At 70.9% G+C, this 24,299-nt stretch carries 17 protein-coding genes; 8 read left to right on the plus strand and 9 right to left on the minus strand.

All coding sequences use genetic code 11. From position 1 onward, the window contains the following. Positions 1-66 precede the first annotated feature (66 nt). Genes fabD through ACSHWB_RS34615 form a run of 5 tightly spaced genes read right to left on the minus strand, consistent with a single transcriptional unit; the run spans position 67 to position 12,225 of the window. Entirely contained in the window at positions 67-906 is an 840-nt protein-coding gene (fabD, locus tag ACSHWB_RS34595) for an ACP S-malonyltransferase (RefSeq protein ID WP_439657496.1), read from the minus strand. 15 nt (positions 907-921) lie between these two features. Further along, on the minus strand, positions 922-2,544 hold the full coding sequence (locus ACSHWB_RS34600) for an FAD-dependent monooxygenase (protein ID WP_439657497.1): 1,623 nt from the start codon (positions 2,542-2,544) through the stop codon (positions 922-924). Then, positions 2,541-6,914, minus strand: coding sequence for a beta-ketoacyl synthase N-terminal-like domain-containing protein (locus ACSHWB_RS34605; RefSeq protein ID WP_439657498.1), 4,374 nt, complete (start codon positions 6,912-6,914; stop codon positions 2,541-2,543). Before ACSHWB_RS34605 ends, ACSHWB_RS34600 begins: the two co-directional genes overlap by 4 nt. Further along, positions 6,911-7,885, minus strand: a complete 975-nt coding sequence (locus ACSHWB_RS34610; protein ID WP_439657499.1) for a phosphopantetheine-binding protein — start codon at positions 7,883-7,885, stop codon at positions 6,911-6,913. Before ACSHWB_RS34610 ends, ACSHWB_RS34605 begins: the two co-directional genes overlap by 4 nt. After that, complete coding sequence (locus tag ACSHWB_RS34615) at positions 7,882-12,225, minus strand: beta-ketoacyl synthase N-terminal-like domain-containing protein (protein ID WP_439657500.1); 4,344 nt, start codon at positions 12,223-12,225, stop codon at positions 7,882-7,884. The genes ACSHWB_RS34610 and ACSHWB_RS34615 overlap by 4 nt, the downstream gene beginning before the upstream one ends. A gap of 258 nt (positions 12,226-12,483) precedes the next feature. Between ACSHWB_RS34615 and ACSHWB_RS34620 the strand changes: the two genes are divergently transcribed. Genes ACSHWB_RS34620 through ACSHWB_RS34655 form a run of 8 tightly spaced genes read left to right on the plus strand, consistent with a single transcriptional unit; the run spans position 12,484 to position 18,484 of the window. Then, on the plus strand, positions 12,484-13,485 hold the full coding sequence (locus tag ACSHWB_RS34620) for a phosphotransferase (RefSeq protein ID WP_439657501.1): 1,002 nt from the start codon (positions 12,484-12,486) through the stop codon (positions 13,483-13,485). Positions 13,486-13,495: 10 nt separating this feature from the next. Further along, on the plus strand, positions 13,496-14,554 hold the full coding sequence (locus ACSHWB_RS34625; RefSeq protein WP_439657502.1) for a pyruvate kinase: 1,059 nt from the start codon (positions 13,496-13,498) through the stop codon (positions 14,552-14,554). After that, positions 14,551-15,270 (plus strand): hypothetical protein, encoded by a 720-nt coding sequence (locus ACSHWB_RS34630; RefSeq protein ID WP_439657503.1) that lies wholly within the window; start codon positions 14,551-14,553, stop codon positions 15,268-15,270. Before ACSHWB_RS34625 ends, ACSHWB_RS34630 begins: the two co-directional genes overlap by 4 nt. Further along, on the plus strand, positions 15,267-15,917 hold the full coding sequence (locus tag ACSHWB_RS34635) for an O-methyltransferase (RefSeq protein ID WP_439657504.1): 651 nt from the start codon (positions 15,267-15,269) through the stop codon (positions 15,915-15,917). Before ACSHWB_RS34630 ends, ACSHWB_RS34635 begins: the two co-directional genes overlap by 4 nt. Then, positions 15,914-16,735, plus strand: a complete 822-nt coding sequence (locus tag ACSHWB_RS34640) for a hypothetical protein (RefSeq protein WP_439657505.1) — start codon at positions 15,914-15,916, stop codon at positions 16,733-16,735. Before ACSHWB_RS34635 ends, ACSHWB_RS34640 begins: the two co-directional genes overlap by 4 nt. Continuing rightward, complete coding sequence (locus ACSHWB_RS34645; protein WP_439657506.1) at positions 16,732-17,019, plus strand: PqqD family peptide modification chaperone; 288 nt, start codon at positions 16,732-16,734, stop codon at positions 17,017-17,019. The genes ACSHWB_RS34640 and ACSHWB_RS34645 overlap by 4 nt, the downstream gene beginning before the upstream one ends. Then, positions 17,016-17,930 (plus strand): ArsR/SmtB family transcription factor, encoded by a 915-nt coding sequence (locus ACSHWB_RS34650; RefSeq protein ID WP_439657507.1) that lies wholly within the window; start codon positions 17,016-17,018, stop codon positions 17,928-17,930. Before ACSHWB_RS34645 ends, ACSHWB_RS34650 begins: the two co-directional genes overlap by 4 nt. Before the next feature lie 2 nt (positions 17,931-17,932). After that, the gene (locus ACSHWB_RS34655; RefSeq protein WP_439664725.1) at positions 17,933-18,484 is read left to right on the plus strand and encodes a GNAT family N-acetyltransferase; all 552 of its coding nucleotides are present in this window, start codon (positions 17,933-17,935) and stop codon (positions 18,482-18,484) included. On the opposite strand, the gene ACSHWB_RS34660 is transcribed toward ACSHWB_RS34655, so the two are convergent. From ACSHWB_RS34660 to asnB, 4 genes are all read right to left on the minus strand, one after another. After that, entirely contained in the window at positions 18,466-19,500 is a 1,035-nt protein-coding gene (locus ACSHWB_RS34660) for a pyruvate kinase (RefSeq protein WP_439657508.1), read from the minus strand. The genes ACSHWB_RS34655 and ACSHWB_RS34660 overlap by 19 nt on opposite strands. A gap of 93 nt (positions 19,501-19,593) precedes the next feature. Then, on the minus strand, positions 19,594-20,841 hold the full coding sequence (locus tag ACSHWB_RS34665) for an MFS transporter (RefSeq protein WP_439657509.1): 1,248 nt from the start codon (positions 20,839-20,841) through the stop codon (positions 19,594-19,596). A gap of 36 nt (positions 20,842-20,877) precedes the next feature. Beyond that, positions 20,878-21,906, minus strand: a complete 1,029-nt coding sequence (locus tag ACSHWB_RS34670) for a diiron oxygenase (RefSeq protein ID WP_439657510.1) — start codon at positions 21,904-21,906, stop codon at positions 20,878-20,880. 3 nt (positions 21,907-21,909) lie between these two features. Next, positions 21,910-24,075: an asparagine synthase (glutamine-hydrolyzing) gene (asnB, locus tag ACSHWB_RS34675; protein WP_439657511.1), complete on the minus strand. Its 2,166-nt coding sequence runs from the start codon at positions 24,073-24,075 to the stop codon at positions 21,910-21,912. Between the last annotated feature and the right edge of the window lie 224 nt (positions 24,076-24,299).

A 24,299-nucleotide genomic window follows, 5' to 3' on the forward strand; every position in this document is an offset into this window, starting at 1 on the left:
CCCGTGCAAAGGCTGACGCAGCCCGAGCCGGCGAGCCGCAACCCCGTGGGTCCGCGGTCAGGTGCCTCAGGCCGCGAGGATCTTCTCGACCATCGGAGTGAGGACTTTCCGGGGACCGATCTCGATCCAGCAGGTCTCGCCGCGGTCGGCCAGCAGTTGCACGCTCTGCACCCACCGGACCGGGCCTGAGATCTGTGCGCCCAGGTGCTGTCGGAGCCTTTCGTCGGTGTGGACGGTGCCGGTGCTGTTGCTCACCACTGGTACACGTGGGGTGTGCAGGTCGGTTCGGGCCAGCTCGCGTTCGAAATCCGCCTGGGCCGCCGCCATCAAGGGGGAGTGGAAGGCGCCGCTGACGTTGAGCGGGACATAGGTGCGTGCTCCTGCGGCGAGGAAGTGGTCCTTGGCCGCGTGCACCTGGGTGTGTGCACCGGAGAGCACGACCTGGTCCGGCGTGTTGTAGCCGGCTACCCATAGTCCGGATCCGCTCCAGTCGGCGAGTGCGCGGTGCACGGCGTCGGCATCGAGTCCTACAACGGCGGCCATGGCGCCGCCGTCGGCTGCTGCCATCAGCTCGCCGCGGCGAGCCACCAGGGCGAGTCCGGTGCGGAAGTCGAACGCGCCGGCGATGTGCAGTGCGCAGTACTCGCCGAGGCTGTGGCCCAGCAGAGCGGTCGGTTCGAGCCCACGGGTTCGCTGGACGTGCAGGTAGGTCAGGACGTTCAGGACGTACAGGGCGGGTTGGGTGAACCTGGTGGACGTCAGTCGCCGTTCGTCCAGGCACAGGTCGCGCACGGAGTAGCCGAGCACCTCGTCCGCGTGCGCGAGGTGCTCGGGGAACTCGTCGAACAGGTCGCGGCCCATTCCCGCGAACTGCGAGCCCTGGCCCGCGAACATGAACACCGGCACGGTGCTCCCCTTCGGTCAGTTCGCCGTGGTGAACAGGCGGTCGAGGTAGTCGTCCAGAATGGACGGTGAAGTGGCATCGGCCAGCGCTCCCACGTGGCCGTCGGGTCGGATCACGACGACGTCGCCGAACCGGAGTCCGAGGCTGTTGCGACAGCGGCCGGCGATGTCGATCAGACCCGCGGGTGCGTCGTACCGCTGGGCGGGGGACACGCGCTCGTGCACGGTGTGGACGCGGAGTGCATTGTGTCCCAGGCGTTCCTGGTACTTCTCCATGGTCTGCCCGAGGAGTGACTCTGTGGTGTCGTGCGGGCCTGCGAAGGCGAGGACGACGTGTCGCCGGGCGCCTAGTTCGCTGAGCAGGTCGAACGGGCCGGAGGCTGTGGTCAGGGTGCAGGAAGGCATTCGCCGGCCGGGCATGACCCCGGGACGGGTGACGGATCCCGCCGGGGCCGGGTAGGCGACGGCGAACTGACTGAGTTTGGCGATCTCCGCGGTGTGGTAGGCAGGATCGCGCAGGCGTTCGTTGTCGCGGCGCAGCCGCTCGCGCTGGGACTGGTCCCGGCCGAAGACGCGTTCGCTCAGCATGTTGTTGTAGTCGAACAGGGCTTGCGCCACCGGGAACCGCTCCCCGTGGTAGGTGTCCAGCAGGGCGTCACCCGCCTTGGCGCGCAGCACCAGCGCGAGCTTCCAGGCCAGGTTCACCGAGTCCTGGATGCCGGTGTTCAGCCCCTGGGCGCCGATGGGGCTCTGGACGTGCGCGGCGTCGCCCGCCAGGAAGATTCCCCCTGTCCGGAAGTGGTCGGCGATGAACTGCCGGGGGTTGAACCGGCTGACCCAGTACGGATCGCCCAGCGCCACGGTGTCGAGCCCGACGGCCCTCAGCACCTCCCGGAACCGGCGCAGCACGAACTCCTCGTCCACCTCGGCGGAAGCGACCCGGCAGGTGGAGACGAGCCGGAACATGCGGCCGTCGATCGGCAGGACGGCCAGGAAGGTGCCCTCGTCGAGCCAGAACTGGTGCCGTTCGTGCGCGTGATGGGGAAACCCGCTCATCTCGATGTCGGCCATGATGAAGGTCTCGTCCTGCTCCGCACCGTCGAACTCCGCGCCGACGATCTCGCGGACCCGGCTGCGGCCGCCGTCCGTGCCGACCACGAACCGCGCGGTGACCGTGGAGGCCCGGCCGTCGGTGTCGAGCAGGTGGCAGCGATGGCCGTCGCCGTCGACGTCGATGTCGGTCAGCGCGCGGCCGCGTTCGACGGTGATGCCCCGCTCGGCCGCCGCCCGGTCGAGGATGCCGGTCGTGTCGCTCTGACCGAGCTGCAACAACCCGAGGTAGTCGCCTTCGAGCTCGCCCAGGTCCGCCACACCGATGATGCTTCCGCGCTGGGTGTGGTGGTTGATCCGCTGCGACATGATGCCCTGCCGCAGGCAGGTCTCGGCCACGCCGAGCATGTGGAAGCACTCCAGCGTGCGCGGCGTGAGAGTCATGGCCTTGCTCAACGGTGACCAGTGCTCGTGCTTGTCGATGATGCGCACCCGCACGTCGCTGTCGGCGAGTGCGCAGGCGAGAACGAGGCCGACAGGGCCCGCGCCGACCACGAGCACCTCGACCTCGGCTGTGTCCACGGTAGTCATTTCAGAACCTCACGAAGGATGTCGAGCAGTTCGTGCTGCCGCTGGTCGGGATGGAGGAAGAAGTGGTCGCCCGCCAAGGCGTGGAAGTCGAAGCCCGCCGACGTGTGGCGGCGCCATTCGCGCATCTCGTCACCGGACACCCGGTCTTCCCCGGTGCCGTGCACCGCGGTGATCGGGATGTCGAGCGTCTCCGCGTCGCTGTGCCGGAAGCTGCCCACGAGCCGGATGTCGCTGGCCAGGATCGGCAGTGTGAGACGCAGGAACTCCGCGTCCACGTCCGGCGGGGTGGGAAGCAGCATCAGCCGCGCGAGTGTGCGCAGCCCGGCCACGTCCAGCGCCCGGATCTGTGCGGTGCTCGGCATCTCCGGGTAGCCGGCGTCCGAGAGGGAGCGCAGGCAGTCGCGGTAGAACGGGTTCTCGCCACGTCCGGGACTGCTGAAGGCACCGACGACGAGGTGCCGCACGGCGGTGATGCCACGTCGTCGCAGCCGTAGCGCCAGCAGGTAGCCGATCAGCGCGCCGGCGCTGTGTCCGTAGATGACGACGGGCTTGTCGCAGTACTGCGCGGCTTCCCGTTCGAGGGCGTCCACCAGGTCGTACACGTTGGGCACCAACGGTTCGCCGAGGCGCTCGCCGCGGCCGGGCAGCGCCACCGGGCACACGTCCACGTCGTCGCCGAGGAGCCCCTGCCAGCGCTGGAACAGCAGCGTGCTGCCGCCCCCGTAGGGGATGCACAGCAGCCGGACCTTGGCCGTGGTGTCCTTCCTCTGTCCGAGATAGCCGGCGCGTGCGGGCACCGTGACCCCGTTGCGCCTGCCCAGCAGCCGGGTGGTCAGGTCGGCGACGGAGATCCCGGCGACGATGTCCGCCAGCGGAACCCGCCCGTCCGCGTCGATCGGCCGCAGTGCCCGGTGCAGTGTGGTGGCCTGCAGGGAGTCGATGCCGAGCGCGGTCGTCGAGTCGTGCGGCCCGATGCTGTCCTCGGGCGCGTCGGTCAGCTTGGCCAGCAGACGGCGCACGATGGCTTCGACGGCGGCTCGCTCGCCTGCTGTCGTGGCGGCCAGGTCGTCGGCGGTGAGGAGCAGGTCGCCGGCGACGGGTTCGGCGGCGGCCAGCACCGACTCGATGCCGCCTTCGACGATGCGCACGGTGGCGTTGGCGCAGTGGAGCACGGTCCGGCCGCCGATGTCGTAGACCGTCACGCGACCATGAGCGAGGGCTTCGGCGGGGTCGAACCGCACGTCGTCCAGCCGCAGCTCGGACGCCGTGACAGGTGCGCCGGCGTGAATGACCAGGCCCTGCAACCGTTCCACCAGAAACGCCGACTGCTCGCCGGACGGCAGTGCGGCGTGGAAGAGCTGCGCACAGGCGTCCAGCAGACCGGGGGTGACCCGAGTGGCGGCCTGTGCCGGCGCGGTGCGGTGTTCCGGCGCGACGGTGGCCCGGACGCCGGAGTCGTCACGGAACACTTCGCCGACAACGCGCACACTCGGCCCGAGGTGCATTCCGCGTGCCGCCAAGCCGGCGTAGAACTCGGTCCCGGAGCACACGCGTGCCAACGGGTGAGCACGCTGCTGCTCTGCTGCTGGTGGTTGCGCGCTGAGTGTGCCGTGCACGTGTTGCTGCCATTGGTTGTTCGTCGCATCGGAGAGCGAGTGGAACGCGAAGCTCGCCTGGGGGCCGCGCAACCCTTCGAACACCAGCCGGACGGTACCGGGTGTGTCGCGCAGGACCAGTGCGGTGCTGAACCGCATGTCGGTCACCTCGAAGTCGCGGTCCTGTGCGACCTCTTTCAGCCCGCGCAACAGCATCTCGACGAAGAATCCGATGTGGACGACGTGGTGCGTGTCCGCGAGTGCCAGCTCGGCCGGGTCCAGCTCGAAGCCCACCTCCACGCCGCCACCGGGCGAGAGCTGCCGCACCGGTTGCAGCGAACCGGAGCGGACCGGTTGCGCGGCAACGGCTTCGAAGGCGTACACCGCTTCGTCCAGCCGGCTCGTGGGCACGACGACCCGGCGTGCCGCGGTGTGCTCGTAGAGCGGGCGCCAGTCGAGGTCGAAGCCGAGCTCGTACAGGCGCGTCAGGCACCCGACGAGGTCCTCGGCCGCGTCGACGAGGGTGAGCTGCTCCCGGAGACGAGTGGTCGCACCGCTGTCACCGATCACCAGGCCGAGGCGCACGTCGTGCTCCCGGCACAGTCTGCCCGCCGCGTCGAGGTCGGCGCGGGCGGTGGCGGCCGCAGCCCAGTAGGCGGGGTCGGCCAGGTGCCGGGGACCGACGAAGTCGCCGTCGCGGGGGCAGATGACGGCGGCGTCGAACTCGCGGTGGCCGGGCGCGCCGGCGATCGGCAGGTCGATGCTCCGGTCCGGACGGACCTCGGCTCCGGTGACGAGCAGCCTCAGCTCGGCGAGGGCCTCACGCGGGGTGAGAGCAGAGGTCTCGACGGCGACCGCGAGGCAGCCGATTCCCTCGGCCAGCCAGATCGCGGGCTGGATGCCGAAAGCCTGCCAGACCCGCACCGTGCCGCACGTGAGTGCGAGCTGCAGGGCGGCGGACTCCACCGCGTCGGTAGGCCGGGCGTCCGGCTCGAGCCAGCGGGCCAGCGCCGGCTCACCCGTGTCGGACCAGGCCGCGTCGACCCGGTCGAACCCGGCGCGGAATGCCGGGAACAGGCCGTACCAGGGCCGCTGCCCGGTTCCTGCCGCCCCGATGAAGAACCCGAGCTTGGCCTGCCCGGCACGGAACAGCCGCGACGGCGTGACGATCGACGCGGCGGCCAGCCTGGCCTCCAGGACGCGTGCTGCCTGTTCGCGAGTCTCGGCCAGCAGGTGGGCGCGGAACGGTCCGTGCTCCCGGCCGACCGCCAGCGTGAACCCGACGTCTTCGATGTCGGCGTCCGTCTCGGTAAGACAGGTGGCCAGCCGGCGCATCTGGTCGGTCAGCGCGGTCGCCGAGCGAGCCGACAGCAGGATCGGCTGCGCGCTCAACCGCTGCCCCGCCCGCGTGGCCTCCGCCGGCGGGACGGCCGACAGGATCGCGTGCCCGTTCGTGCCGCTGAAGCCGAAGGAGCTGACCGCTCCGACGGGGTGAGGAGAGGCCAGCCGCGCTTCGGTGGAGGACGGGCGCAGGCCGAGACGCTCGAAGTCGATGTTGCGGTTGGGTTCGCCCGCGACGAGTTGCGCGGGCACGAGCCGGTTCTGCAGCACCAGCACGAGCTTGATGAGCGAGGCGATGCCCGCCGCCGCTTCGAGGTGCCCGATCTGCGCCTTCGCGGAACCGACGACGAGCGGCCGGTCAGCGGGTCGATCGCGGCCGTAGACCGCGCCGGCCGCCGACATCTCGATGGGGTCGCCCAGCCGCGTGCCGGTGCCGTGCGCCTCCAGGTAGTCGACGTCGGCGGCGCGCAGACCCGACCGCTGCAGGGTCTGCTCGATCAGGGCACTCTGCGCCCGGCCGTTCGGCACGGTCAGCCCGCTGCACGTGCCGTCGTGGTTGATCGACGTGGCGCGCACCAGCGCCAGCACGTCATCACGGTCACGCACGGCGTCGCTCCACCGCTTCAGCACGATCACGCCGCCGCCCTCACCACGGCCGTATCCTTCACCTTCCGCGGCGAACGGGCGGCATCGGCCGTCGGCGGACAGCGCGCCGATGCCCGACAGCACGGTGAAGATCGACGGGTCGAGCAGCAGGTTCACCCCGCCGACAACGGCCACGTCGCAGTCGCCGGCGCGGATGGCCGCACACGCCAGGTGCAGCGCGACCAAAGAGGACGAGCACGCGGTGTCGACGGCCACCGCGGGTCCGGTGAAGTCGAAGGTGTGGCTGATGCGGCCGGCCACCACGCTGTTGAGCGAGCCGGTGGCGGCGTACGAGCCCGGCTCGGCCGACTGCCTTGCGAGCGCGCCGTACTCGCCGCCGATCACACCGAAGTACACACCGACGCGGCCGTCGACGCGCCGCGGCTGGTATCCCGCACGCTCCAGTGCCTGCGCGGTGAGCTTCAGCGCGAGCCGCTGCGTCGGGTCCATGTCCCGCGCTTCCTTCGGGGAGATGGCGAAGGCGCGCGGATCGAACCGCATGACGTCGCTGTCGAGGTAGTTGGCGCGGGCGAAGCGGGCCGGGCGCGGATGCTGGTCGAAGTAGCGCCGATAGCGGTCGGCCACCCATTCGCTGGTGGGCAGATCGCGGGCGCATTCGCGGCCGGACCGCAGCAGGTCCCAGTACTCCTCCGGCGTGGTGACCCCGCCGGGAAGTTCGCAGGCCATGCCGATGACAGCGATCGGCTCGCTGTGGTTGAGCTCGCGGATCGTGTCGAGTGACTTGCGCAGCAACGCTTTGAGCGTGCGGATCTCGTGTTCGTGGGTCATGAGAGCACCTCGGCGAGGGCCCGTTCGAGCTCGTGGGGAGAGAGCCGGTCTATGTCGTCCTGGCCGAGCGCGTGCAGCAGCGGGAGCTCAGGGCCGGGCGCGGCCTCGTTGTCGCCTGCCAGCTCGTGCGCCAGGTGAGTGGCGAACGCGGCGATCGTCGGGTGGTCGAACGCCGAGGTCTCCGCCGGTTCGAACCCGGTGTCGGCGATGACGTGCTGACGCAGCTGTGCCAGGTGGACGGACGACATGCCCAGGTCGAAGAAACCGCTGTCGGTGTGGGGGAGTTCGCCCTGGGGGTAGTCGAGCAGCCGGGCGATGTGGTCCTGCAGGTAGTCGCAGATCCGGCCCACGCGCAGCGGGGTCGGCAGGGTCGTCAGCTCGGTGAGCAGCCGCGCCGGCTGGGCCTGCTCCGGCACGACGGCCTGTGGCGGCGCGGCCGTCGTCGTTCTCTCAGGCGGGCCTTCGGTCCGGGGCCCCGGCCAGTACCGGCGCCGGTGCAACGGAGGCGGCGGCAGGTAGACCGGACGTTCGGTGGCCAGCTCGGGGTAGACGTGCCGCCAGTCGACAGGGAACCCGACGGACCACAGCCTCGCGAGCTGGTCGTGGCGTGCGCTCGCGGCGAGCGCCAGCAGGTAGTCGAGGTCCTGGTCCTCGACGCCGTCGAAGGCGCTCCGGTCGACGACGTTCGCGTACAAGCCTTGGGGGGCGAGCAGCTTCGGGTTCGACGTGTGCTCGCCGAAGACGGCGAGCTTGGCGGCGGCCTCGGCGAGGGTGGCCGCGCTCAACGCGAGGCGGTGCGGCGCGCATCGCCGGAAGTTGAGCAGCGTCGCGGCAACGCCCGGCAGCGTCGCGGTGTGCCCGAACGCCCGTGGCCCGTTGCTGGCAAGGAAAGCGGCCAGCCCTTGCGCGTAGGCGGTGAGGGACTCGGCGGTGCCCGCTGAGATCGTGAGGACGTAACGAGCGGCGGTCATCCTCGGTACTCCTCCATGACGAGATGGACGTTGGTGCCGCCCGCGCCGATCGAGGAGATGCCGGCGCGCAACGGGATGTCGCCGAGCCCCGTTCGCGCGGGGTTCCACTCTTCACGGCTGCGCTGCACGTACACCGGCGAGTTCGCGAAGTCGATCGACGGGTTGGTCCGGTCGGAGTGCAGCAGTGACGGAACCAGCGTGCGGTGCTGCATCTGCAGCACCACCTTGGCGATCTGGGCCACGCCCGCCGCCGCCTCACCGTGGCCGATGTTGGACTTCACCGAACCCACGGCGCAGTACTGCTTCCGCGCCGTGCCGAACGCCGCGGTGATGCCGGCGATCTCGATCGGGTCGCCCAGCTGCGTCCCCGTGCCGTGCGCCTCGACGTAGCTGATCGTGCCCGGATCGACCGCGGCCTGGCGCAGCGCCCGTTCGATCGCCAGCGCCTGGGCGGCCGGGTTGGGGACGGTGAACCCGTTGGTGCGGCCACCGTGGGTGAGCGCGCTGCCCCGGATGACGCCGTAGATCCGGTCGCCGTCACGTTCCGCGGCGTCGAGGGGTTTGAGCAGAAAGGTGCCGACCGTCTCGGCAGGCACATAACCGTCACCGCCGGCACCGAACGCCCGGCATCGCCCGTCGGAGGACAGGAACTGGTAGTGCGCCATCATCTGGAACTTCGACGGGTGCAGCGACAGGTTCACCCCGCCCGCGATCGCCAGCTCGCACTCGCCGCGGCGCAGGCTCTCACAAGCCATGTGCACGGCGTACAACGAGGACGAACAAGCGGTGTCCAGGGTGAGACTGGGGCCGCGCAGGTCGTAGGTGAACGACACCCGGTTGGCGATCGCGTAGGTCTGCGAGTTGAGCACGCCGTTCGGACCGCTGCCCCGCGTCTGGTCGGCCTCGTGCTGGATCAGCTGGTAGTTGTTGAAGCTCGCGCCGGCGAAGACCCCGACCTCGTTGTCGTGCGCGGTGCGCAGACGCTCCCGGTCATAACCCGCGACCACGAGGCACCCGTACGCGGATTCCAGGAACAGCCGCTCCTGCGGGTCCATGAACCGGGCGTCGGACGGCGCGATGCCGAAGGTGGAGGCGTCGAAGCAGTCGACGTCGGAGAGGAAGCCGCCCCACTTGGCGTACACCTTGCCCGGCGTGCCGCGGCGGGGGTCGAAGTAGCGGTCGTGGTCCCAGCGGTCGCGGGGGATCTCGGTGATCGAGTCGGTGCCCGCGCACAGGCCTGCCCAGAACTCGTCGAGCGTGTCCGCGCCGGGGAACCGGGCATCGAGGCCGATGACGGCGATCGGCTGGTCGGTGGCGCGGCCGGGTTCGGTCCGGTGGTGCCGCCGGGGTGTGATCGGCGGTGCCGGCCGGCTGGCAGCGGCTTCCGCACCGCGCGGAGCGTCACCTCGAGCGGCGAAGTGGGCGGCGACCGCCGGCCGGTAGTCCCGCAGGACGCGGTCGGCCAGCGAGCGGATGTCGCGGCACTCGAAGAACAGCGTGACCGCGACCTCGCCGAAGCGCTGGGACAGTTCCCCGTTGAGCGAGTGGATGATCAGGGAGTCGATGCCGAGGTCCGCGAACTCGGTGTCCGGCAGCACCGCGGCGAGCGGGTTGCGGGTGCCTTTGCCCACCAGCTCGCGCAACAGCTCGCGCAGGTCCGCCGCCAGGTCGTCCTGCGAGTCTGTCGTGGCCTGCGAGTCCGTCGTGGTCTGCGGGATGGCTGGCGCCGGAGCGCTCACCTCGTGCCGCGCCACCGTTTCGGCGGGTTCCCGGCCGTCGAACCTGAACTCCGCGTCCTCCTGCCAGTGCTCGTGCTGGTCGAACGAGTAGCCGGGCAGTCCCGGGATGCGCTCGATGCCGGTCTGCGCCCCGGCCCAGTCGACCGCGCACCCCGCGAGCCAGAGCCCGATCAGCGAGGCGGCGAACTCGTCCGTCGTCGACGTGTCGATTCGCACCGAGCGGATCGCGGGATCGGTGAACGCACCGATGACGGCCAGGCAGTCCGCCCGGACACCCTGCGGGTACTCCCACTCGGCGCTGGCGGGGATGCGGAGGCCGGCGTACCGGTTGGCGGTGTGCTCCCGGAGCAGCGGCAGGTCGGCCAGCACCGTGGAGCGGACGTCGCGGTGGTCGCGGGCCTGCGCGGCGACCACCGCCAGGTCGGCGGTCCCGGCGAGCAGCTCCAGTGCCGTCATGGGGGAGAGGATGTCGCGGCGCACCAGGTTCGCCAGCTCGTGCGTGCCTTCGTCGAGCCATCCGGCAGGGGTCAGGCCCCAGGCGTCGTCGATCTCGGTGTGCGCCACGTCGATCGCAAGGGCGATCATCGCCCGTTGCTCGGGTGTCAGCGAGTCCGCAGTGGTCGCGAAGTCCTGGACGGTCTCGATCAGGTCCACGCCGTGGGCGCGAGCGGGGTTCACCCAGCCGCTCATCGCGCGGGTGAAGGTGTGCTGGTGTCCGAGGAGACCGGCAGCCTGTGCCGCGTAGCCGGCGACGGCGGCTGTGGAGCGGGCGCAGCGGTCGGTGAGCCCGGCCAGGTAGTCGGCGGTGATCTCGTTGGGCAGCAACAACTGTCCGCCGATGTGCACGGCCATCGCCGGCGGCGCCGACGCGACGAGGACGCCGTCGCCTGCCAGCGCGTCGGTGGCGGTGCTGATCGACATCATCCCGGAGTGCACCATGGCGGCAGCGGCACCGTTGCCGCAGAGCGCGACCAGTTCGGCGCCGTGCACGTTGCGCTCGGCCAACGCGCGCAGCGTCGCCAAGTGGCTGGCGAACGGGCCGGCGGTGAGCAGCACGGCGACCTCGGGCCGGCCCTCGCAGTGGCGGATGTCCGGGCCGCTGAGTGCGGTGGCGAGATCATCGGCGCGCGCGGCGAACCGGTACGGCAGCGTCAGGTCGCGCTGGTTCGACGCGCGGCAGAGGCCTGTCAGGGCCTCCGGCGACGCGGACCGCACGTGCCGGGACCAGTCGGCGAGCGAGCGGGTGAGTGCGGTGGGGGTCTTGGCCGCCAGGGTGAAGACCGGGGCATCACCGCTGGATGCGTTGTCCCGCACCGAGTTCGGCTGGTACTCCGACACGATGGCGTGGCAGTTCACCCCGCCGAAGCCGAACGAACTGATGCCCGCGATGAGTGGCCCCTCGCTCGTCCACGGAACAGCGTCGGCGGGGAACTCGATGCGCCCGGCGGAGTTCTCGATGAGCGGGTTGACCCGCTCGATGTTCAGGGTGGGGGCGATGGTGCGGTTGCCGAGCATCAGCAGGACCTTGATCAGTCCTGCCAGCCCCGCGCCCGCCTCGACGTGGCCGATGTTGGTCTTGACCGAGCCGACCGACAACGCAGTGGTCCGGTCCTGCCGGGCGTAGGCGAGGTCGAGCGCCTCGACCTCGATCGGGTCGCCCAGGCTGGTGCCGGTGCCGTGCGCCTCCACGTAGGTCACCTGGGCAGGCTCGATCCGTGCGTCGGCCAGAGCGCGGGAGATGACGTCGACCTGCGCCGGGACGCTGGGGGCGGTGATGTTCCGGTTGCGCCCGTTGTGGTTCGTGGCGATGCCCTTGAGCACCCCGTACACGTGGCAGCCGAGCCGTTCCGCGTTCGACAGCGTGGTCAGCAGCACCACTCCGGCGCCTTCACCGGGGACGTAGCCGTTCGCCCTGGAGTCGAAGGTGAAGCAGCGGCCGTCTGGGCTGAGCATGCGGGACTGGGTGAAGGCCAGGTACCGCCACGGCGAGGAGACCAGGTTGACCCCGCCGACGAACGCGAAGTCGCAGCCCTCGTGCAGCAGGTCCTGCCGGCCGTTGCTCAGCGCCACCAGTGAGGACGAGCAGGCGGTGTCCACCGCGCGGCTCGGCCCGTGCAGATCCATGAAGTACGAGATGCGGTTGGCCGACAGGCAGTGGTAGTTGCCGAGCGGGTCGAAGACGTCCACCGGCTTGTTGTTGGCGGTCGACCTGAGCAGGTGGTCGTGCACCGACAGCGCGATGTTCACCGACGTCCGCGACCGGCGGAGCAGGTCGATCGGCAGGCCGGAGTCCTCCAGGCAGTGCCACGCCTCCTCCAGCAGGAGGCGGTGCTGCGGGTCCAGCGCGACCGCCTCGCGCGGCGACATGGTGAAGAACGCGTGGTCGAAGTTCCGCGAGCCGCCGAGGCTGCCGATCCACTTGCTGTTGACCTGCCCGGTCTCGGCGCCGTCGGGCGAGTAGAAGGTGTCCGAACTCCAGTGGTCCCGGCCGACCTCCGTGATCCCGGACCGCCCGTTCGCGAGATTGTCCCAGAATGCGCCCGCGTGTTCCGCGCCCGGATATCGGCAGGCGATGCCGACAATCGCAACATCTTCACGCATCTATTTCGCCCCCACGACGGCATTAAGGCTCCAACTGCCTCCTGCGGATGTCAGCGCACCGTAGGAACCGATTGTTGACATCGTCAAGCGAGAGTGTCACAGGTCACCTCTACCTTGTTTACCAGCGATGACAGGGCTTTTCGGTTCGGTCTCATCGAAATTCGTGAAAGCCGCTATCGGATGTTTCGATCGGCTCCTTGACTAAAGAAACGTGCCGGTCGGATGCTGCAGGGAACGCCGATCGGAAAGAGGTCATCCATGTCCGCTGATGCCCGGATCGCGGGTGTTCTCCAGCTTCTCGGGCTGGGTGACGACGCGACGGTACGCCCTTTCCCGGCCACGCCGACACCGTGGGCGTCGACCTATTCCATCGAGGCTGACGGCACCCGCCGCGTCGCGCGCCTGATCGACCTGCGGTTCGCCGAGGAAGGCGTCGTGCCGACGGAGTTCCGGGCGGCCCGGCTGCTCGGGGAGCAGGGCGTCGGCCCACGGGTGCAGCACGCCGACCCGGGGACCGGTGTGCTGGTCATGGACGAGATCGACGGCACGCCGGCGGTCACCCGGCCGCTGACCCGGTGGCAGGCGCTCTCGCTCGCTCGGGTGTTGCGGGAGCTGCACACCCTGGAGATGGACGGCGAGCCGCGGTTACAGGTGCACAAGGAGCGCCTCGCGACCGAGGCCGTGAACGGCGTCGCGGCCCGGATCCCTGAGCTCGCCCTCTACCGCGAGGCGTCCGAGCGGTTCGACACCCTGCGTGCCGCGCTCGCCCGGCTCGGGATCGCGGACCGGTTGTGCCACAACGACCTCAACCGCGGCAACGTCGTGTTCGACGGCGTGCGCGCCTGGCTCATCGACTTCGACCACCTCGGCATCGGGGACCCGATGTACGACCTGGCCAACGCCATGCTCTCGCAGGGCATCGACGGCGAGCTGGCCGAGGAGTTCCTCCTGGCCTACTTCGACCGCCCCGCCGACGCGGCCGAGATGGCCCGGCTGGAGCTGATGGCCTGCCTGGTGCTGCTGCGCTACGGCTTGAGCGCGCTGTCCCTCGTGCCCGCCGAGATGCACGACCGGCTGCGCACCTGGACCCCCGACATGCTCGGCGACCCCTTCGACTTCTCCCGCAGGGACAACGAGGAGGTGGGCTGGCTCGTCTTCCGGCTGAGCCTGTCCTTCGTGCACGCGGGCATGGCGCGCCTCGACGCGGACGCCGCGACGCGCGCCGCCGAGACGCTCGGGCTGCTCGGTGCTCGGGTCTGAGCGGGCGGACATGACCCACATCGTCGCCACCGCCGGACCGGCCTGCTCCTCGCCGGAGGTCCTCGCCGACCTGCTGAAGGCAGGCGTGGACGTCTTCAGGCTCACGGCCTCCAAGACCCCCGTGGCCCAGCTCGTCACCCTCGCCGAGGGGGTTCGCGAGCTCGCCGCGGGCCTCGGCCTGCCGGTCGAGCTGGTGCTCGACCTTCCCGGTGCCAAACAGCGGCTGACCAACGACGACTACCTCGACCTGGCCGGTGTCATCGAGCTGGTGCTGCGCTTCGACGGCGGCCCGTCCGAGGTCTCCGGCGCGCTACCGGTGCTCGGGGTGGCGGGCCTGCGTCCTGGTGACCCGCTGCCACAGGAAGGCGACCTCGTCGTCATCGGTGACGGCGAGGACGCGCTGCGGGTCGTCGGGCACGACGCCGGATCGTGCACGGCGGTACCGCTGACCACCGGTGTGATCGGGATCCGGCGTGGGCTCTCGTTCCCCGGCATCCGGCGCGCCGGGGACGCGCAGGAGCTCACCGACCACGACATCGCCGGGCTGCGGGCGATGGCGGGCACGCCGTTCGACGCGGTGGTGCTCTCCTTCGCCGAGTCGGCAGATCTCGTCGAACGGGCTCGCGCCGTGCTGCGCGAGAGCGTCGGCGGGGCTTCGCTCCCCGCCGTGGTCGCCAAGATCGAGACCGCGGCCGGCGCTGCCGCCGCCGACGAGGTCGCCCGTGCCGCCGACGGGATCCTGCTCGGCCGCGGCGACCTGCTGCTCGACACCGGCCCCGTCGAGTTCCACGCGGCCTGCCGCCGGGTGCTCGACGCGGGCCGCACGGCAGGGCGTCCGGTGGTCGTCGGGACCCAGCTGCTGACGAGCCTCGCGGCCGGTTGGCTGCCGCACCGATCGGAACTGGCCGCCGTCAGCGAGCTGCTCGCGGAGGGCGTGGCCGGGCTGATGCTCGCCGAGGAGACCGCGGGGTTCGCCGACCCGGTCCGCGCGGTGACGCTCCTCAGTGGACTCCGGGACCGGTACGCGCCCGCCACCGCCCGGACCGCGCTCTTCCCGAGCCGCCCATGACCCGGCGACCCTTCATCTCCGGAGTCCTGCTGGACGGACACGAGTGCAGCGGCAAGACCAGCCTCGCCCGTGTGATCAGCGCCGGCCTGCAGGCGCGTGGCCGCACGGTCACGCAGTCACACGGCACGCTGACCAAGGGCGGGCTCGTGGACGCGATGCTCCGTGAGGCGGTGGCGGTCTTCGACGACGCCGCGGACCGGCCCTTCCACGACCTGAGGCTGTGGCGCCGGTTCAACAGCATCCGTTCGGCGCAGCTCGTCGTCGACGCCGAACTGGCACGGTCCACACCGGACGAGGTCAGGGTGCAGGACCGGTACTGGCTGACCCAGCACGCGTTCAACACCTTCCTGACCCCCGGTGAGGGCTACCTGGCACCGGAGTGGATCCGCACCAGGGCTCCCCGCTTCGCGGTGCAGGTCTACCTGACGTGTTCTCCCGCCGCCCGGCGGGAACGGATGGCGGCCCGCACGGGCCCCGCCAAGCACGCCGTCAACGCCTTCCTGCACCGCCACCTGGACGAGATCATCCGGCTCGACGAGCTGACGCTGCGGCAGGTCGTCGACGATCCCGAGTGGACGGTGCTGCGCACGGACCACCTGGGAGCACAGGAACTCGCAGAGCAGGTGCTCGACCTCTTCGACACCGCCGGCCGGGCAGGCAGCACCTCCAGTCACGTCCTCGACCACCTGACGATCGGAAAGGCCACCGCCTCGTGAAGGACAGCACCCTCCTCATACCGGCACCGCTGCGCGCCTACATGCTCGCGCACAGCGTGCCACTCGACGCCGTGCAGCAACGGCTGATCGAGCGCACCACGGCGCTGCCCGAGGTGGCGCACTGGCAGACCGCGCCGGAGCAGAGCGCTCTGATCACGCTGCTGGTCCGGGCACTGGGCGCGCGGCACGCCGTCGACGTCGGCAGCTTCACCGGCATGTCCTCGCTGGCGATGGCCCGGGGCCTTCAGCCGGGCGGCCGGGTGATCGCCTGCGACATCTCCGACGACTGGACGCCGGTGGCGACCGAGGCCTGGCAGGCGGCAGGCGTGGCGGACCTCGTAGAGCTGCGCATCGCGCCCGCGATCGAGACGCTGCGCGCGCTCCCGGCCGAGCGGTACCTGGACTTCTCCTTCGTCGACGCGGACAAGGAGGGGTACCTGGAGTACTACGAGGAACTCGTCGTGCGGACCCGGCAGGGCGGCATCGTCGCGTTCGACAACACCTTCCGCAGCGGCCGGGTGCTCGAGCCGGTCAAGTCGGCCGACCACGCGGTCATCGAGTTCAACGCGCGCCTCGCCAAGGACTCCAGGGTCGAGGTCGTCATGCTCCCCGTCGCCGACGGCATGTCGCTGGCGTGGCGCAAGTGAGCGCGCGGGACGCCGTGGCGACGTCCACGCACGAGCGGGAGCATCCCTCCGACCGGCTCGCCCCGTTGCGGGAACGGGACCTGCTCCCCGCCGACGCGCTCGCCGCGTTCGTCGTCGGCTCGGTCGCGCGCGGCTGGGACAACTCGCGCAGTGACTTCGACATCTACGTCGTCACGAACGAGGAGTGGGAGACCGAGACCTGCAGCGCCACCCTGATGCCGCTCGACCCGCCGCGGGTCCGCAGCGAGGTGTTCTACGAGAACAGCAGGCGCTGGGAGGTCACCTACTGGCTGGAGAGCCAGATCGACCAGATGCTCGCCAAGATCACCTGGGAGAGGTACGCCGGGGGCGTCTTCGCCGGCGAGATCCTCTCCCCGCGCGAGGAGACCTCACTGGCCCGGTTCGCCCACTGCCTCCCGCTGCTGGGCGGCGAGTGGATCGACGCCAAGTACGAGCTGATGAAGCAGTCCGCGTTCCGCTCCATCGTCGTGGTCCGCTCGCTCGGGCTCGCCGACGACGCAGCCGAGGACGCTTTGGGGCAGCTGGAGTCCGGGCACCTGGAGAGTGCGGTGCTGTCGGCCCGCCGGGCGCTCGGTCACGCCGTCGACGCGCTGCTGGAGAGCGCGGGCGAGTACGGCAGCCACATGCCCAAGTGGCGTCCCAACAGGTTCAGGGCCGCCGCTCCCGAGGTGCTGTCGTTCGAGAGGTACTGGGAGCTGGAGACGATGCGCGACTACGACCCGGCCGACGCCCGGCCGTGGGTCCGCTCCGTGCTCACGGTCTGCCAGGACATCGCGATGCGGGTGGAGACCTCATGAGCGCCGGCCTGCGGGTACCGCGTCGTTGTCTCGGTGTCCGGGTCCGCCGGGTCTCCGGCGACCTCGTCCTCGGCGTCGACGACGACGGACTGGAACTCGCCGACGTGGCGAAACTGATCTACGAGTCGGCGGACGGGCGCAACCGCGTCGCCGACATCGCGGACATCGTCGCCGCCGCCTACGACGCCGACGTCACCGAGGTGAGCGACGACGTGGCCGAGTTCCTCGACGTGCTCGTCGGCCGCGGTGTCGTCGAATGGGCCGGCGAGGAGCCCCTGCGGTGATACGCCTGAAGGTGGACGACGACAGCCTCGGCCGGGTGCGGCTCGCGCTCAGTCCGCTGTGGGAGACCATCGGCAGTCTGGCGATCCTCGCCCGTTACCCGGGCGAGGCTCCGTCGCCCTACTCCCGCTGGGCCCGCACGGTCCGCCGCGGGATGCCACAGGAGTTGGTGGAGGGCCTGGTGGAGCCGTTGCGGCGGGCCGACCCGCCGCTGTTCCCACCCGGTTCCGTTCCGCTGCCCAGCCCGCAACGCGGCACGCTCGCGGCCGAGCTGGGGGAGTTGCGGTGCCGGTACGAGGGCCGCGGCGCCGATCGGCTCTGCGCGCTCCTCGAGCGGTACTGGGACTGGGCGATCGCCCCGCACTGGGCCCGGATGCGGGCGTCGCTGGAGGAGGAGGCGCTCTTCCGGGGCCGCACGCTCGTCGTGTCCGGACCGGAGGCGATGCTGGAGGAACTGGACGGCAGGGTGTTGTGGTCGCGGCCCGTCCTCACCGCGCCGTTCCACTGCGACCTCGACGTGCCGGTGACCCGCTCGCAGCTGTTGCTGGTGCCGACCGTGTTCGCCGGCGGTGTGCGGCTGTTCCAGCAGGAGGCGGGCGTCGTGGCGCTCTCGTACCAGGCTCGGGCCACCGGGTTCTTCCAGGTGCTGACCGCGCCCGAACGGGTCTCCCGCACCGAGGACCGCCTCGCGATCCTGCTGGGCAGCGGGCGTGCGCAGGTGGTGCGGGCGTTGGAGGTGCCGCAGACGACCACTGCGGTGGCGGCCTCGCTGGGGATGGCCAAGAGTACGGTGTCACAGCATTTGACGGTCCTGTCCGCGTCCGGTCTGGTGTGGAAGCAACGGTTCGGCGGGCGGGTCCTGTACCAACTGGACCAGGGCGGAGTGGCCCTGCTGGAACGACTGGGGTTGTGAGCATGGGTGTGGGCGGCGCGGACGAGATCCATCCCGAGCTGACCCGGCCGCACACGCGGCTGCACGCGTCCTGGCTCGCCTCGTACGCCGAGTGGCCGGCGGGGTCGCACCAGGACGGGGCCGGGCTCGGTGCCGACGACGACGTGACGAGCCAGGAGGGCTTCGCCGCGTGGGTCGCCAAACTGCTCCGCAGCGCCGACCCTGCGGTCGTCCCCGCGCCCGGCCGGGCGCACTCCACCTACTGGTGGATCACCCACGAGGACGTCTGTCTCGGCGCGATCGAGCTGCGTCACGAGCTGACCCCGCTCCTGCTGGAGGCGGGAGGGCACATCGGGTACAGCGTCTGTCCCCGGTACCGGCGGCGCGGCCTCGCGACCTGGGCGCTCGACGCGGCTCTCGACCGGGCACGATCGCGGGACATGGACCGGGTTCTGCTGACCTGCTCGCCGGACAACCACGCCTCCGGCCGCATGATCGAGAAGGCCGGAGGCGTGCTGGAGGACGTCCGGGACACCGTGATCGGCCCGAAGCGGCGTTACTGGATCACGCTCTGACGCACGTCGCGCCGGTCGCCGTACCGGTGCACCAGGTCGGCCAGCAGACCCGCTGCCCCCAGCGGATCACGGCCGAAGGTGGTCTCGGTGGTGAGCAACAGCCCGTCCACACCGGACTCCAGCAGGCCGCACAGGTAGGCGAGCTCGGAGCGGAGCGGCAGCCACGAGTGCTCCAAACCGGACAACAACTGGGTGCCCACCACCACCGGTACCGACAGCCGCCGGCATTCCCGCACGGCGGTCGTGCACAGCGCGTGGAAGTCGACCACCCCGCTGTCCATGAGCAGGTCGCCACGACCCACCAGCACGCTGTCCGCCGCCGGTGCGATCTCGGCGACGTTCGCCACGCCCGCCCGGGTCTCGATCTTCGCGACGACGGCGTTGGCGCCGCGCCCGCCCCACCGCGCGCGCACCGGTTCCAGCACGGCAGCGTCCTCGGCGAACGAGACGATCGCGCCGGTGAACGCCGAGTCGTTCAACCGGTCGAGCAGGGCGAGGTCCGCCTCGGCGTCCGACGACCGCGGTCGTCGTGACCTCCCCACCACCCAGACACCCTTGCGTGGGCCGAGAACGCCGCCTTCGAGTGCCTCGGCCACGCAGTGCGTCCTGGTCGCCGACACCACGCGGGCCGCGATCTCGCCGTCGCCGACCAGGAGGACGTCGCCGGGAGCGATGCCCTCACCCAGCTCGGGATCGGACAGACCGATCTCGGGCAGGTCGTGGTCGTGGCGGGTGGGCTGCTGGGCGAAGGCGACCCGGAACCGCGGTGTGGCACCGAGATCGAGCGTCTCCGTGTTGGTGAACCGGATCTTGGCGCCCGGCAGGTCCAGCAGCAGGTCGACGTCCCGGCCGACCGCGCGGCTTGCCGCACGGGCGTCCGCGGCCTGGGCCGCGAGCTCGGCGACGCCGAACTTCGACGCGGAGAACCGGAACCCGCTGACGCCGAGGCGGATCAGGGCCGCCATGGTCTCCTGCGCGCGAGTCGCGGGACCGATGGTCGCGAGTATGGCCGTCATCAGCCGATCCTCTTCGACGGGCGAGCGGCCGGGCAACGCGTCAGTGCGCAGCATCCTCGATGACCCGCATCAGCGCGTTCGATGGCCCGCTGTTCACCCGAAGTCGCGGCGCCCGCGCAACGGGCTGAGCACCAGGATGAGCGGGGCGAGCAGAGTTCCCGCACACACCAGCCACAGGGCGGGGCTCAGGCCGGCCGAGTCCGCGACCAGCCCGCTGGCCGCGGCACCCAGCGGGATCGCGCCCCACGAGACGAACCGCGTGGTCGCCATCACCTGGGACAGCAGCTCGGGAGGACTCTCCGTCTGCCGGTAGGTGCGGGTCAGGATGCTGCCGACCACCACGCCGGCCGACAGACCCACGTTGCCGATCATGAAGTAGGGCAGGGTGCCGAGGCTCGTGGTGAACGGGATGACCAGGGCCAGCAGGCCTCCGGTGGTGCTCGCGACGATCAGCGCGCGGGCGGTGCCGAGCCAGGTGGCGAGCCGGGTCGCCACGGCCGAACCGAGGACCGCGCCGAGCCCGTCCATGGCCAGGACGACACCGACGGCGGCGGTCGGCACGTTGGCGGCACGCACCAGGTAGACCGGCGTGAGCGCGAGAAGGGCGGTGGCGAAGAAGTTCGTCGCCGTCGCCCACCACAGGCAGGGCCCCATCACCGCGTGCCGGACGACGAACGTCCAGCCCTGCTTGATCAACTGGCCCGGTTTGACGGGGGAGCCGCCGCCGGTGCTCCGGTGCTCCGGGAGGGTGCGCAGGGTCAGCGCCGACACCAGGTAGCTGACGGCGTCGAGCAGCAACGCGAGGACCGGGCCCACCACCTGGATCAACACCGCGCCCGCGGACGGGCCGCCGGTCTGGGTCACGGCCTGTGTCCCGGACATCAGGCTGTTGCGTGCGTTGAGTTCCTTGCGGTCCACGATCGCCGGTAGGAAGGTCGAGTTGCCGATGTCGAACAGGACGTTCGCGAAGCCCACCACGAGCGCCGCCAGCAGCAGGTGCGCGTAGGTGAGCCCGCCGAGCCACCAGGCCAGCGGGATCGAGCCGATCGCCGCGAGCCGGACGAGGTCCATCGCCACCTGGAGGCCGCGCAACGGGAACCGCTGCACGATCACGCCGGCGGGCAGGCCGAGCACCAGCCACCCGGCCTGGCCCGCCGCGTTGAGCAGCGTGACCTCGAAGACCGAGGCGTCGAGGACGGTCAGCGCGACCAGGGGGAGCGCGAGCATCGTGACCGCGGACCCGGCGCCGCTGACCGTGGTCGCGATCCAGAACCGGCGGAACACCGCGGCCGGGCTCATCGCCGGTGCGATGGTGGCACCGGCCTTGTCGTTGCCGCTCAACGCAGCGCCTTCCCTTCGGTTCTCGCCAGACACGCGTCAGCTGGCGGCCAGGTCTCCGGTGGTGTGCACGCCCCACAGCTCGGCCCGTTCGAAGGCCTCCCTGGTCCGGGCGTCGTCGAGCGCACCGGCCTCCGTGAAGTAGCGGACGACGGGACGGGCCGCGTCGGCGATGGTGCGGCGGACCGTGTGCGGCGGCCACGACTCGGCGATGACCTGGGCGGCCTCGTCGTCGGTCAGGCCGATGCCGCGCAGGTGCCGGAAGGTCTGCTCGTAGTCCGGTTCGAGGAACGCGTCGACCACGGCGGGGACGTGGGGCCCGATGGCCTGCTGCTCGCGCGAGGTGAGTGCGGGCCAGAGGTGCTTGAGCAACGTCCGGAAGTACTGGTGATGACGGCCCTCGTCCGCGGCGTGGTCGCGGACCAGTTCGCGCACGCTGCCGGGCAGCCGCTCGTCGCGCGGGATGTCCGACAGGATGCCGGAGATCAGCGTCTCGCTGATGATGGCGAAGAGCAGCGACTCGACGCCGCGGATGTCGTGCGGCAGCCGTTCGCGCAGGTCGTCGAGCTTGCGCAGGAACGACGGCGCCGCGTCGTGCTCGGGGACCTGGTACGGGATGGTGGTACCGGCCTCGATCTGCCGGGCGAAGTCGTGCGAGAACTGGGCGTGCCACGCCTCGTCCGTCACGATCTTGAACGCGTCGGCCTTCATCTGCGGGGGCAGGACCAGGCCCGACCGGCCGCGGCTGATCTTGGTGGCCACCGGGATGACCGCGAGGTTCTCGAGCTCGGTGGTGAAGTCGAGGTAGTCGTAGAGGCGGCACAGCAGCAGCGCCTTGACGACCACCTCGCCCTTCGCGGTGACCAGCGGGTGCAGGACGACCGGGTAGAGCTCCGGGGGGAAGAAGAGGTCTGACGTCTCCTCGCCCGGCACGTAGTCCCGCCGAGGCTTGCGCCGCACGCTCGCCAGGTCCTCCCAGCGCTCGTACCTGCTGGCGTACACGGTCACCGGAGGGCGCGACGAGGCGTCACCCCGCAGCAACTGCTCCTGAGCCATCGACTCGTACATGCCTCACCCGCTGAACGTCAGAAGTCGTTCGCCGAGCAGGTCCTCGAGGTCCGACCGGACCTCGTCGGCGTGCACCCCCGCCTTGTCGAGCACCTCGCCGAAGGTCGTGGTGCCGTCGAGCAGGCTCAGCACCCGCAGGATGGGACTGTCCTGCTCCAGGACGTACTCGATCTGGCCCGCGTTGAGCAGGAACCAGGACTCCTGGGTGTCGGTGAGGAGCTGGACGTCGGCGGTGAGCGCGAGCACGCCTTCCTCCGGGTGGTCGTGCTCGGCACCGAACGGCGTGGCGCCCGCGTCGGAGGCGTCCGCGAGGCTGACCCGGACCGGGCCGGGGGACAGGTCCGCCAGGCGCGGCGGGGCCGCCGCCATCTCCGCCAGCAGACCCATGTTGACGACCCGCACGAGCATCTCCGCGGCGGGCGCGTTCGTCTCGCCGTCGCCGAACTCGGCGAGGCGACGCCGGATCGCGGTGCCGTCGAGGTACCGGTCGGCGCCGGGAGCGGCCAGGGCGCGCTCGACGAGCTCGCTGTCGTCGCGGCGCAGCAGTCGGATCAGCATCCGGTACGCGTGCCACGTGCCCGAGCCGTAGAAGAACGGGCCCTTGGGACGTTCCGCGATCCGGGCGGGCAGCAGGTCGCGCACCGCCTCGCGCAGGATCTGCTTGTTCCACAGCAGCCGTGGGCGCAGGTGCTCGGGGATGACCGCGGTCAGCTCGACGAGCCGGTGGTCGAGGAACGGCACCCTGGCCTCCGTGCCGCTGCCCGCGGCGGTGCGGTCCTCGTGCCAGACGTTGTACTGCTGGACCTTCGTGTACTCGGAAGCCACATAGGCCTGGTAGACGTCCGGGGTGGCGCCGTCGAGCGACTGGGCGAGTGCGGCGTCGGAGAAGAAGTCGTGGCCCTCGGCCCACCAGCGGCGCAGGCCGGGATGCTGGTCGAGGCGGGTCGCACGGTCGAGGTAGCGCAGGCTCTCGACGAAGGACTCCCAGCCGGCGCCGCCGCTCAGCTCGTCGGAGTAGCCGCCGTTGAACTCGTCGCTCGCGGCGCCGAGCAGCATGCCGCGCATCTCCGGGCGTTCGGCGCGGGCGAACCGGTGCAGTTCGTGCTTGTAGTAGACCTCGGGGCCGGTCATCGGCGTCTCCGCCAGCCACACGAGGCGTGCCCACTCCTCGGGCGTCGGCACGTGGTCCCGGTCGAAGACCACCTGGTGGTTCTCGACGCCCAGGTTCTTCGCCAGCCAGTTCGCGTGCTCCGCGTCGCCGTTGACCTGGGTGCCGCCGGACAGCGCCGTGAAGGTGCGCAGGCCCGGCAGCTGGGGGGCTGCCAGGGCGAGCACGGCCGCCGAGTCGATGCCGCCGGACAGGAAGAGGCCGAGTTCGGTGTCGGCGGTCGCGCACTCCTGGACGGACTGCTCCAGGAGCGCGCGGTAGCGCTCGACGAACTGCTCCGCGCTGACGCCCTCTTCGGCTTCGGTGGGCATCTCCCAGTAGCGGTGGCTGTGGGTGCGGCCGTCGTTCAGGTCGATGCGCAGGATCGTCGCGGCGGGCACGCTCTCGACACCGGAGAACCAGGTGCTCGTCCCGGGACCGCCGAAGCGGGCGGACGCGGACAGGTAGGGGATCGCGAGGGAGCCCTCCCAGTCGAAGGCGCGCGGGGTCGCGGGGTCGGCGAACAGGCCCTTGATCTCGGAGGACAGCGTGATGCGCCGGGCGTCGCGGTGGTAGTAGAGCGGCTTGATGCCGAACCGGTCGCGCGCGAGCACCAGCTGGTTGCGCGCGCGGTCGAAGAGGATGAGCCCGAACATGCCGCGGACGTCGTTGAGGAAGTCGAGACCGTGCTGCCGGTACAGGTACAGCAGCACCTCGCAGTCGGAGCCGGTCTTCATGCGCGTCCCGGCGGGCAGCCCGGCCACGAGCTCCCGGTGGTTGTAGACCTCACCGTTCGCGATCAGGACGAGGTTGCCGTCGTCGCTGACCAGCGGCTGGCTCCCGTCCTCCGGGTCGACCAGGGACAGCCGGGTGAACGCGAGGCCGACAGGTCCGGTGCGCAGACACTCCCGATCGTCCGGCCCGCGGTGGTGCAGCGTGTCGGCCAGCAGTTCGAGCAGGGCGTCGGCCTCAGGACCGAGGTCCTGTCCGTCGATGCGGGCGGTTCCCGCGATTCCGCACATGGCTGTTCCTTCTGACGGGTGGTTCAGGCGGAGGTGCGCGCCCTGCGAACGAGGGCGCGCACCTGCGGTTGCCTACGGATCCGCCCTTCGGTCTCGAGGACGGCCATCCGTGTCAGGCTCAGGTGTTGACCTTCAGCACCGTCTCCTGCGAGACCTTGCTGACAGCCGGCTTGGCGTACTTCTTCATGTCTTTCACCTCCTCCGCTTCGTGTTCTCCGTCCGGG

This window comes from Lentzea sp. HUAS TT2, assembly GCF_051853195.1.
Lineage (GTDB): Bacteria > Actinomycetota > Actinomycetes > Mycobacteriales > Pseudonocardiaceae > Lentzea.